Origin of the sequence: Spirillospora sp. NPDC052242 (genome assembly GCF_040679555.1) — a bacterium.
Lineage (GTDB): Bacteria > Actinomycetota > Actinomycetes > Streptosporangiales > Streptosporangiaceae > Spirillospora.
The window spans coordinates 22,410-32,005 of sequence record NZ_JBFAUZ010000077.1; the positions used below are offsets into that span (position 1 = coordinate 22,410).

11 protein-coding genes and 5 pseudogenes are annotated in these 9,596 nt (G+C 65.9%); 6 read left to right on the forward strand and 10 right to left on the reverse strand.

Going from position 1 to position 9,596, the window contains the following annotated elements; all coding sequences use genetic code 11:
- Window positions 1-177 precede the first annotated feature (177 nt).
- Window positions 178-849, forward strand: a complete 672-nt coding sequence (locus AB0L25_RS38790) for a hypothetical protein (protein WP_500178365.1) — start codon at window positions 178-180, stop codon at window positions 847-849.
- Window positions 850-861: 12 nt separating this feature from the next.
- On the opposite strand, the gene AB0L25_RS38795 is transcribed toward AB0L25_RS38790, so the two are convergent.
- The 3 genes and pseudogenes from AB0L25_RS38795 to AB0L25_RS38805 all read right to left on the reverse strand — a co-directional run.
- Entirely contained in the window at window positions 862-1,539 is a 678-nt protein-coding gene (locus tag AB0L25_RS38795) for a hypothetical protein (protein WP_500178366.1), read from the reverse strand.
- A gap of 385 nt (window positions 1,540-1,924) precedes the next feature.
- Window positions 1,925-2,167 carry a hypothetical protein gene (locus AB0L25_RS38800; RefSeq protein ID WP_500178386.1) on the reverse strand — a complete coding sequence of 81 codons (243 nt, stop codon included), beginning with the start codon at window positions 2,165-2,167 and terminating at the stop codon, window positions 1,925-1,927.
- Between the two features lie 142 nt (window positions 2,168-2,309).
- Window positions 2,310-2,828: pseudogene (locus AB0L25_RS38805) on the reverse strand (integrase core domain-containing protein); the annotation flags it as partial.
- Window positions 2,829-2,915: 87 nt separating this feature from the next.
- Between AB0L25_RS38805 and AB0L25_RS38810 the strand changes: the two are divergent.
- The 3 genes from AB0L25_RS38810 (at window position 2,916) to AB0L25_RS38820 (ending at window position 4,019) form a co-directional block, all read left to right on the forward strand.
- On the forward strand, window positions 2,916-3,125 hold the full coding sequence (locus AB0L25_RS38810) for a hypothetical protein (protein WP_500178368.1): 210 nt from the start codon (window positions 2,916-2,918) through the stop codon (window positions 3,123-3,125).
- A gap of 187 nt (window positions 3,126-3,312) precedes the next feature.
- Entirely contained in the window at window positions 3,313-3,465 is a 153-nt protein-coding gene (locus AB0L25_RS38815) for a hypothetical protein (RefSeq protein WP_500178370.1), read from the forward strand.
- A gap of 140 nt (window positions 3,466-3,605) precedes the next feature.
- The gene (locus AB0L25_RS38820) at window positions 3,606-4,019 is read left to right on the forward strand and encodes a VOC family protein (protein WP_500178372.1); all 414 of its coding nucleotides are present in this window, start codon (window positions 3,606-3,608) and stop codon (window positions 4,017-4,019) included.
- A 354-nt stretch (window positions 4,020-4,373) separates the two neighbouring features.
- Here AB0L25_RS38820 and AB0L25_RS38825 read toward each other — a convergent pair.
- The 5 genes and pseudogenes from AB0L25_RS38825 to AB0L25_RS38845 form a co-directional block, all read right to left on the reverse strand.
- A pseudogene (locus AB0L25_RS38825) lies at window positions 4,374-4,484 on the reverse strand (IS5/IS1182 family transposase); the annotation flags it as partial.
- Window positions 4,485-4,606: 122 nt separating this feature from the next.
- Window positions 4,607-4,732 carry a hypothetical protein gene (locus AB0L25_RS38830; protein WP_500178374.1) on the reverse strand — a complete coding sequence of 42 codons (126 nt, stop codon included), beginning with the start codon at window positions 4,730-4,732 and terminating at the stop codon, window positions 4,607-4,609.
- Window positions 4,713-5,504, reverse strand: a pseudogene (locus AB0L25_RS38835) (IS3 family transposase); the annotation flags it as partial. The pseudogene AB0L25_RS38835 and the gene AB0L25_RS38830, both read right to left, overlap by 20 nt.
- A 51-nt stretch (window positions 5,505-5,555) precedes the next feature.
- Window positions 5,556-5,783 (reverse strand): transposase, encoded by a 228-nt coding sequence (locus tag AB0L25_RS38840; protein WP_500178376.1) that lies wholly within the window; start codon window positions 5,781-5,783, stop codon window positions 5,556-5,558.
- 695 nt (window positions 5,784-6,478) lie between these two features.
- Window positions 6,479-7,108 carry a hypothetical protein gene (locus AB0L25_RS38845; RefSeq protein WP_500178378.1) on the reverse strand — a complete coding sequence of 210 codons (630 nt, stop codon included), beginning with the start codon at window positions 7,106-7,108 and terminating at the stop codon, window positions 6,479-6,481.
- A gap of 177 nt (window positions 7,109-7,285) precedes the next feature.
- Between AB0L25_RS38845 and AB0L25_RS38850 the strand changes: the two genes are divergently transcribed.
- A complete protein-coding gene (locus AB0L25_RS38850) occupies window positions 7,286-7,456 on the forward strand; it encodes a transposase (RefSeq protein WP_500178380.1) in 171 nt (56 codons plus the stop codon).
- Window positions 7,457-7,474: 18 nt separating this feature from the next.
- On the opposite strand, the pseudogene AB0L25_RS38855 reads toward AB0L25_RS38850, so the two are convergent.
- Together AB0L25_RS38855 and AB0L25_RS38860 are read right to left on the reverse strand one after the other, a co-directional pair.
- Window positions 7,475-8,561: pseudogene (locus tag AB0L25_RS38855) on the reverse strand (IS630 family transposase).
- A gap of 178 nt (window positions 8,562-8,739) precedes the next feature.
- Window positions 8,740-9,231 (reverse strand): tyrosine-protein phosphatase, encoded by a 492-nt coding sequence (locus AB0L25_RS38860; RefSeq protein WP_500178382.1) that lies wholly within the window; start codon window positions 9,229-9,231, stop codon window positions 8,740-8,742.
- 38 nt (window positions 9,232-9,269) lie between these two features.
- On the opposite strand from AB0L25_RS38860, the pseudogene AB0L25_RS38865 reads away from it, so the two are divergent.
- Window positions 9,270-9,596 (forward strand): annotated as a pseudogene (locus AB0L25_RS38865) (hypothetical protein); the annotation flags it as partial.

Consider the following 9,596-nt stretch of genomic DNA (forward strand, 5'->3'; position numbering starts at 1 on the left):
CGCATGGCAACCGAATGGACGATGCCCGGCGTGTCGATCGCCGGGCACTGGCACGGTAGGTCGCCGAGCCCGTGCGTTGCCTTCTGTGACGGATCGGGGGGATGCTCGGATTGGAATACGGTTCGAGGCTGGGGGTACACGGCGATGGCGGCACCCAAAGGCGATCATTCGGACGTCATGACCGCGATGCTGCGGGACCGTGACCTCACGCATGGGCGGCTACTGCTCGGCATGGCCGCTGTGCAACTGCACGCGGCGCGGGGGCAGGTGCGGTGGAAGGAGGCCGCGCGCGCCGCCGTGGGCGCCGATCCGCGCTTTCTGGAGTCTACGTGCGTGTACGACGGGGCGCGCATGACTCTGCCGGGCGGTCACTTGGGGTGGCTGCGAGACGTGATCAAAGCGGACCTGCCGCGCTACCAGCGCCCACGGCACTCGCTGGAAGGGCCGGAATCGGGTTGCATGGCGCCGACGCCGCGCAAGCGGGAGTGCGGGCGGCCGATCGGCACCGGCCCGCGGTTCTACGAGCCGGACCCGCAGACTGGAGAGTGGATCCCGAGGCGGTTCTGTCATCGCCACCGGGACGTGGCGGCGGCATTGCAGAGGGAGATCGCCGCGCACCCGCCGGCACCGCGACCGGCGGCGAACCGCGGCGGCGTCCTGGCGCGCTACATCGACACCGACTGGGAGCGCCTTTACCGGTGGGTCGACCCGGAATGGACGATGCCGCCGTCCGGAGCGCCGAGGCCGCGTCCCGCACTGACCGTGCTGGTGACCGACGAGACCGACTACGCCCCCGATTTTGGGCGGCACCGGCCGCACCTGTCACTGGTAGCGGAACCGGCGCCGTGACGTCGAGGGCGGTCACATCCCTTCAAAGAGGTCGGGGATGTCCTCGTCGCCGTCAAACGGCTCGCGCTTGATCGGGAACTCGCTGGCCGGGAGGATGATACGGTCCAGCCACACTTGTGGAAAGCCGCCGTTCTCGCCAGCCGTGCCGCCGGGCAGGGAGAGCTCACTGACGATCAGAGCCCTGGCGGGGTCGTTGCCGCACCGCGGGATCACCTGCCTGTAGGTGACCAGGAACCAGGTGCTGAGCCGGGAGTACTCGTGGTCGTCCATGAGATCCGGCCGACCGGCTTCCGCCGGCGAGAAGAGGGTTCGGTTCCGCGCGGCGACCTCCAGCACCTTGGGGCCCTTGGGATACTTGCTCAGGGGACCAGGATCGGGTCCGGCGGTGGCGTGGTCGCCCAGCAGCACGCCGACTCCGATCGTCTTCGCAGGATTGACGGCGATCGGAATCTGATAGTTATTGACCGGTTTCCAGCCTTCATCGCCCAGTTTCTCTCGCAGTCTTCCGACCCGGGCGATCCAATCTTTCAGCCCACCTGCCGACGTCGGTTCTGTGTCGGTCGCGGTTCGCCGGGCCCTCTCCCCCTCTCGAATTGCCACCCAAAGCTGCGAGGACCAGTCCAACCCAAGTCCGGCGAGGCGGGCGGCGACTTGAGGGGATTCTTGAGGGGGCAGGGCACCGTCGACCATGACGCCTCCTGGGACGAAGGACGCGGTCAGCGGGGAGCCGGGGACCGCTCCGTCTCACATCAGAGATCGTCACATTCCATTACGATCCCGTCGAGTTCCGATCAAGTGACAAGATTCTGTCCGGTACACGGAGTGCATGGAGCATGCCTGGCATGAGATGCCGGTATCCCGGCACTACGAATCTCCACGCCGGCCTGGCGGGGGAACCTTACTGCGTCGGGAGTGTTACCAACCGCGCCACTTGTCAGTCACCTCGTGAGGGGTCAGGCCGTGGCGTCCTGCGAAGGCGTCAACGTTGATGCCGATCTCGGCGAGCGCCTCTTCGATGTATCCACAGAGCTGTTCGCGTTCGTCGGTCTCGAACGCGGCACCGCCGTAGTCGTCGTTAACCCTTGTTGAGGGCAAGCACCACGCGTTCAATGGCGGCGAATATTTCATCGTCGGCGGGATTGGTCAGGGTTGCGATCTCGCGCTCGAAGAGCCAAAGTACCTCATCCGTACGGATCAGCATGGCTTCCGGGAAGAACTCTGCCCAGAACGCACACTGAACCGCAAGCTCGCCCGAGGCAATCTGTCGGGCTTCTACGGCGACAGATCGGCGCCAGTGTTCGGTGGGACGAATGGCCATGTATCGGACCGTAGCAAACTCCTCCGTCACTCCTGTCTGTGATGACTTCTAGTGCTGATGGTGGCCGGCGGGCCAAGATCGACCGCCGAGCTAGGTGTACTCGGTCATGACCTTGACGACAGTCGGAGTTGGGTGGCCTGCCGCCCAGAGCTGAGTGCAGGCGTTCGGTGTTGTAGGGCTCGAGCCAGGGTCCGAGGACCTGTGTGCACTGGTCGTTGCTGGTGTAGGGCCGGCGTTGGGTCCACTCGGTGGCCAGTGTGCGGTTGAGCCACTCGGCTTTGCCATTGGCCCACCGGCACCGGGACGGGTGAACTTCTGCCGTGCGCCGAGCCCGGAAGATTTGCACCGAGAGCGCCGCCGCGAGGCTCCGGACCCGGTGGGCCTCGACTGTTCCAGGCTGTACGCCACTGCGCACCGGTCGATCGCATGGACGAGTCGACCCCGTCGAGCGTCCTGTTCCCGCTTCTGGGAGTCGGGCAGGGCGGCGGCGTGTTGGAGCCGACGATCGCGATGATGCTCGGCGCGATCGTCGACCACTTCTGCTCCGTGCCGGACAGCGGTGTCTCGATCGTCTACCCCCTGGCCTTCGCCGATCGGGAACTGGCGGCCTGCACCAAAGCGTTCGCCGCGTCCCCTGCACTGACCGCGCTGGCCGACGCACCCCGAGGGCGTGCCAGTGCCCCTGCGCGGCGACGCTGTGGTGGCGCGGCGGTCCCCACCGACTCGGCGACGGCTGCGAATGGGATTCGTGATCGATGTGGTCGGTTACGGCCCCCGATCGGGCCTAGCCCAGGAACGAGTCCAGGAGCGGCTCGCGCGCCTGGTGGAAGCGGCTCTCCACGACTGCGGCACAACAGTCCGTGAGGTCGATCACCAGTGGGCCGGGGACGGCTTCGTGGGTTTCCTGCCGAGTGATATCGATCCCACCACTGCGCTGCATGCGCTGGTCGGTCGCTGATCGACAACCTCCGCGAGGACAACTTCCGCGCCGGCGACCGGATCCGGCTACGGGCGGCCGTGGGCATCAGAGTCGTCGGGTACGGCGCCTCGGGACTGTCCGGAGCCACGGTCGTCAACACCAGCCGACTGGTCGACAGCCCCCGCTGAGGGCCGCGGCGGCCGAGCATCCGGACGCAGAGGTGGTGATGCTGGTCTCTGACCAGGCTTACCGCGATGTCGTCGCCCCTGGATACCCGGGCCTCTCGGCGGACGACTTCCGGCGGGTCCGGGTCGAGGTCAAGAAGTTCTCGGACGATGCCTGGCTGTGGGTTCCGCCCGCCGGGTCCGGGCCGTCCTAGCGCAAGCGGCACGCCGCCTCGCCGGGATTCCTTTACCGAAGTTCGGCCACGCCGAGTCCTCATGCTGGTTGCCGCACTTGGAGACGGGGCGTGAAGATCGGAGCGCAGCCCGATTCCGGCATTCGACGTGGGGGTATCCGGTGACATCGCAGCTCAATCCGTACATCAGCTTCGACGGCAACGCCCGGGAGGCGATGGAGTTCTACCGGACCGTCCTCGGTGGCGAGCTCACGATGCACACCTTCGGCGAGTACGGCGACCCGAGCGCACCCGAGGCCGAGAAGATCATGCACGGCATGCTGCAGTCCGAGCGCGGCTACGCACTCATGGGAGCCGACAACCCGCCCGGCATGCCTTACAACCCCGGCAACAACATCACCATCAGCCTGAGCGGCGACGACGCCGACGCACTGCGCGGCTACTGGGCGAAGCTGTCCGAAGGCGGCACCGTAGCGGTCCCGCTGGAGATGCAGATGTGGGGCGACGAGTTCGGCCAGTGCACCGACCGCTTCGGCATCACCTGGCTGGTCAACATCAGCGGCTCGTCCGCTTGAACGGAGCAGCAGCGACACCCCGGGCGTCCCGCCGTGCACGGCGGCTCTTCGATCACGACCCTGTCGACGAGGCCCAGCACCTTGGCTCCCCTTTCTCCGACCACGTAGCCCGGAATCACCCATGCCGCAGAAAAACAACCGACCATAAGACGAGGGATTAGTAACACGGGGGCTGGGCGACGAGGAGCTTGTGGCGCAGTTTGGCGAGGATCTGTGGGCTGAGTCCCTTTATGGCGTATTGAGCACCGAGTCGTAGCTGGCGGTCACCTGGTCAAAGCGCGCCTGCAGGTGGGCTGTTCGGCCACGAGGACGTTCCGGTAGATGTCGGCCGACTCTGGCGGCATGGCGGCGAGTTCGGCCGTCGGCCCGCCGCCGCCCACCGCCCTGCGGCCTTGTCGGTGCAGGTGGGACCACCCGCTGGAACAACTCCCACAACTCGTCCGGCACCAGCCGTTCCTCAAAGATCGCCACGACTGGTTCAACGAACCATCACCAATCAAGACACGGTCTAACCTGGCCCACAGCGCCGTCACCGACCATGACACCGACACTGAGGTTCCCCCGTTGCACGGACACCCGAGGCGAGGTCACTCGGCGGTTTCTGAGGGCAGGTCGAGCCCTTCGAACGTGACAGGGCTGTGCATTCCAATACTGGAATGCCGTCTGTATGGATTGTACCAGCATTTAATCCATTCAAAGACTGCACCGGCCAACTCGTCTCTGCTTTTCCATGTGCGGGTGTCGAGTAACCAGTTGCATCATCCCCCAGAACGACTCCATGATCGAATTGTCGTAGCAGTCACCGACCGTGCCCATCGACCCGAGCTGCCCGGCGTCCCGCAGACGCTTCCCGAAGGCCCAAGATGTGTATTGAGTTCCGTGGTCGGAGTGCAGGATGGTCGAGTGCGGCGGCGGGGTGTGCTGGGTGACGGCCATGGCGAGCGCGTTGATGACAAGATCGGTGTTCTGCCGGGTGTCGATCGACCAGCCGATGACCCGCCTGGAATAGGCGTCCATCACAGCGGCGCAAAACAGTTTCCCTTCCAGTGTCGGGTGTTCGGTTATGTCAGTGAGCCATAGCCGGTCGGGCTCGGCGACGTCGAAGCGGCGCTGGACCAGGTCCTCCTTGGTCGCTGCGTTGACCCGGCTGCGGCGGCCTCGGCGGCGGTAGACGCCCTGCAGGCCGGCCCGGCGCATCAGCCGCTCTACTCGCTTGCGGTTCACCCGCCCGCCCAGGCCCATGGTCAGCTCGGCGTGCACCTGCGGTGAGCCGTAGCTGCCGCGGGATCCGGCGTGAATTGCGCGGATCATTTTGGTGAGTTCCTTGTTGCGCAGCGCACGGGGTGATTCGGGTCGTCCGAGCCAGTCATAGTATCCCGAGGTGGAGACGTTCAATACTCGGCAGGCCACCGCGACCGGGATCGAGTCGGCGGCGAGTTCACGGACCAGCGAGTAGATTACTTTGGGAGGACGTTCTCTCTGGCGAAGTAGGCGGCGGCCCGCTTGAGGATCTCATTCTCGTTCTCCAGTTGCCGGTTACGGCGCCGCAGCTCGGCAAGTTCCTTCTTCTCGGCGCTCGTCAGCCGCCCGGACTCGCTTTTGTCGCCATCGTTCGGCGTCGGCCTGGTTCACCCAGTTCTGCAGGCAGGAACGGCTGATTCCGAAGTCCTTGGCGAGCTGGACGAGTGGTTTGTCGCCCTGGCGCGCCAGCTCAACGGCACGGCGGCGGAACTCGGGCGGGTGTGGTGAAGGCATGACGGACATCCTTCCTGTTGATCACAGGTGACCTCAGGTCATGTGTCCATGCTGTGGGGGAAGCTCAGGGCGGGCGGGGTCAGGCGCTCAATAGGTGCCGTACCGACCAGTTCAGGGACACGTCGATCTCCGAGCCGTCGGTGCACACCAGGTACACCACGCGTGCCGTAGCCGAAGTACAGAACCTAGAGTGATCGACGCTGAACCCGTTCTTGTCGGCCACCTCAGGGGAGGAGGCGATCAGTCGTCCGGGCCCCTGATCCGCTCGCTGCCGGCGGGACCGCGTTCGGATCATCCCCGGGTTACAGGGTGTTGGTTTGAAGGGCGCCCCTCAGCCGGGGGATAACCTCGTGCGGGTCGCTCTCGAGCCGGTCGACCGGCAGATGGGGGGTGCCCGCCAGGTCGCTCTCGCCCACCCACAGCGCGCTGGCCAGAGCCGAGATGTGGGAACGTCGGTCCGGCAGCCGCTGACCGTGTCCGGCCATGGACGGGAAGTTCGGAGACACCTCGCTCAACGTGCCCCAACTCGACGAGGGTCAGCTTGCATCACCTTTTGCAGGGAGCCCTCAGCCGGCCCGATCGTGTTGGTGTCCCATGTGAGATCAGCAGACATCGGCCGTTCCCACTTCCTGGCAACTCGCAACTCCCAATGGTAGGCACGGGCCGAGGCTCTTCGTACGGTCGTTGAGGAAGACCAAAGCGTGTCAGGGTGATCCACTGCCCGCCTGTGAACGGGCTCGGCGGTAGTCGCGGATCACGCTCATGGCGACAAAGGCTGTGACGACGGCACTAAGAAGACAGACGGGATAGGTCACCCATGCGGCCTTGGCCAGCAGTTCAGGGACGCCGCTGAGCACGATGCCCCAGCCGATGACGGGCAACGCCCGGCCGTCGATCCGGGCATCGGACGCTTCCATCTGCTCAATGAGAGAGCGCAACTCGTTAAGCCCAGCCTCGTGCTTGGTCTTCAACTCTTCAAGGGCCTTATCAGTGGCCCTTCTGTGCTTGGCCAAGTCCGACTTCAACCGCCCGATGTTGTGCTCCACATCAGTGATCCACTGCCGGAGCATATTTAGCCGCTCCTCCACCGACGTATCGTCTGCCCAGGAGCGGGTGACGACTGCGTGACCTACAGCGGTGAAGGTCGAAGCGGCTTTCAGCGTTGCGCTGCCCTGGCGACGGACACGACGCCAGGGGGTCATCTTGGCCCAAGCCCTGCGAGCGAACCAGCGTGTTCCGTCCGGAGAAACAACCAGGGCCCCGGTAAAGGCCACCGCGACGCCTGTGCCCTTGTTCGCCCATGTCAAGAACGCTGTCTCCCAGATAATGCTCATCCTAGCATCGTGGCAAATCCTTTGCGGCCGTGCAGGGGTTTGACATCGAAAAGGGGCATAGCCCACAGGACTTGCGAACCAGCCCCCTTCACTCCCTCCGCAGTGAGCCGTACCGGGTTCAGTGAAGCCCCTCCCTGCCAGTCATGATCTTGACTGGCAGGGAGGGCAATAACCGCGATGGCGGCACCATGCAAGTACCCCCAAGAGCTTCGAGAGCGAGCTATCCAGCTGGCGCTGAAGTCGGATCGACCGATCGCTCAGAGCGGCACCGACCTGGGTATCCATCGCTCGTCGCTGCACACCTGGGCGCCTCAGAACCAGGTTGATGCCGGCAAGCGGCCCAAGTAACTGACCACTGCCCGAATGCTAGTGTCCTGAGTCGTTAATTCGTTGACAGTATGCGGCGAGGGTTCCGAGGATCTCGTCGGCGGGCTTGGTCCACACGAACGGCTTGGGGTCCTTGTTCCACTCGTTGACCCATCCGCGGACGTCGCGTTCGAGTTCAACGACGCTGCGGTGGGCCGAACGGCGGAGTTTGCGGTTGGTGAGCTCGGCGAACCAGCGCTCGACCAGGTTAAGCCAGGACGAGCTGGTGGGGGTGAAGTACAGGTGGAACCGCGGGTGGCGGATCAGCCACTTCTTGACCGCCTCGGTCTTGTGGGTGGCGTAGTTGTCCAGCACCGGGTGCAGGTCCAGATCCCCCGGGACGGCGGCGTCGATGAGCTTGAGGAACCGCAGGAACTCCTGGTGGCGGTGCCGCCGGTGGTGCTGGGCGATCACCGAGCCCGACGACAGGTCCAGGGCGGCGAACAGGCTGGTGGTGCCGTGCCGGACGTAGTCGTGGGTCATCCTGGTCGGGGCGGTCGGCATGACCGGCAGGATGGGGGCGGTCCGGTCGATCGCCTGCATCTGGCTCTTCTCGTCCACCGCCAGTACCAGAGCGTTCTCGGGCGGGTCCAGGTAGAGGCCGACCACGTCGCGGACCTTGTCGACGAACTGCGGATCGGTCGACAGCTTCCAGGTCTGCACGGTGTGGGGCTTGAGGCCGAACGCCCGCCAGATCCTCGAGACCGCCGACTGCGACATCCCGGTCGCGGCCGCCATCGACCGGGTCGACCAGTGCGTATCGGCGCCCGGGGTCTCCTCCAGCGTGGCGGTGACGACCCGCTCGACCTGCTCGTCGGTGATCGTGCGGGGACGGCCCGGCCGCGGCTCGTCGGTCAGGCCCTCCAGCCGATCGGCCAGGAACCGCGACCGCCACTTCGACACCGTGTTCCGCGAGGTGCCGGCCTGCTCGGCGACCCTGGCGATCGTGCCGCCCTCGGCGCAGGCCAGCACGATCCGCGCCCGCAGCGCCAAAGCCTGGGAGGTCTTAACGGCGGCGTACCCACCCGGTCAGCACCGACCGCTCCTCGTCGGACAGCACCACCGGTTCCAGCTTCGGGCTCGGCATCCCCACAGCCTACCGACTACCAAAGAACTAATGACTCAGAACACTAGGATCTCAAGCGGCTTCGCGAGCTCTGCTTGAACGGAGCAGGAGTGACGCTCCGGGCGGCCCGCCGTGCACGGCGGCTCTTCGATCACGTCCCTGTCGACGGGGCCTAGCATCTTGGCTCCCCTTTCTCCGATCAGTAGCCCGGGATCACCCTTGCCGCAGAGAAACGACTGACCATAAGACAAGTGACCAGTAACACCGGGGGCTGGGCGACGAGGAGCTTGTGGCGCAGTTTGGCGAGGATCTGTGGGCTGAGTCCCTTGGTGGCGTAGTTGAGCACCGATTCGTTGCTGGCGGTCACCTGGTCGAAGCCCGCCTGCAGATGGGCTGTTCGGCCACGAGGACGTGCCGGTAGATGTCGGCCTGCTCTGGCGGCATGGCAGCGAGTTCTGCCTGCACGGCGAGCGAGCGGTAGCAGTGGCCGTTGCTGAGCAGGTCGTCGCATCACCTTGTCGCGCGGCACACCGCGGAGCGTCAGCAGGACGGCGATCGCCCAACCGGTGCGGTCCTTTTCGGCGGTGCAGCGGAACAGTTGGATGCCCTGGTCATCGGCGATGGTCGTGAGGAGCCAGTCAAGACCCCGAGAGAAGGCCGGGCTGGGGCTTGCACGAAGCCGCGGCGGCACACCGTTTCAAGACCGGCTCGGCCAGGTCCGACCGGCCGATGCGCGTCATCGACGTCCTGCTGATACTCGCCGGGGTCATCGGCGCGTTCGTCGCCTACAACGCCTCGCTCTCGCAGAGCGACCTGCGCGACATCGTGTCGAGCCAGGTCCTCGCGACCGCATGCGCCACCCTCGCGATCGCCGGAGCCGGTCTCTACATCGCGGCGGCTCTCGCCCAAGTCTGGACCGGCGCGGTGGGACGGACCCTGCCGACGTACGCTCCTAGATCGCGACGCCGGCCGTGTTCGCCGCTCATCGGGCCCCCCCGCCGCCACGCGCCCGGCGGGGGGGGGGGGGGGCCGCCGCCGCGGGGGGCGGCGGGAAGT

Excerpts from the sequence above, each read along its gene's own strand:
- AB0L25_RS38800 (WP_500178386.1), bottom strand. The coding sequence starts at position 2,167 with ATGGCCATTCGTCCCACCGAACACTGGCGCCGATCTGTCGCCGTAGAA.
- AB0L25_RS38850 (WP_500178380.1), top strand. The coding sequence starts at position 7,286 with ATGGCGGCACCATGCAAGTACCCCCAAGAGCTTCGAGAGCGAGCTATC.
- AB0L25_RS38840 (WP_500178376.1), bottom strand. The coding sequence starts at position 5,783 with ATGTCCGTCATGCCTTCACCACACCCGCCCGAGTTCCGCCGCCGTGCC.
- AB0L25_RS38790 (WP_500178365.1), top strand. The coding sequence starts at position 178 with ATGACCGCGATGCTGCGGGACCGTGACCTCACGCATGGGCGGCTACTG.
- AB0L25_RS38795 (WP_500178366.1), bottom strand. The coding sequence starts at position 1,539 with ATGGTCGACGGTGCCCTGCCCCCTCAAGAATCCCCTCAAGTCGCCGCC.
- AB0L25_RS38845 (WP_500178378.1), bottom strand. The coding sequence starts at position 7,108 with ATGAGCATTATCTGGGAGACAGCGTTCTTGACATGGGCGAACAAGGGC.
- AB0L25_RS38815 (WP_500178370.1), top strand. The coding sequence starts at position 3,313 with ATGCTGGTCTCTGACCAGGCTTACCGCGATGTCGTCGCCCCTGGATAC.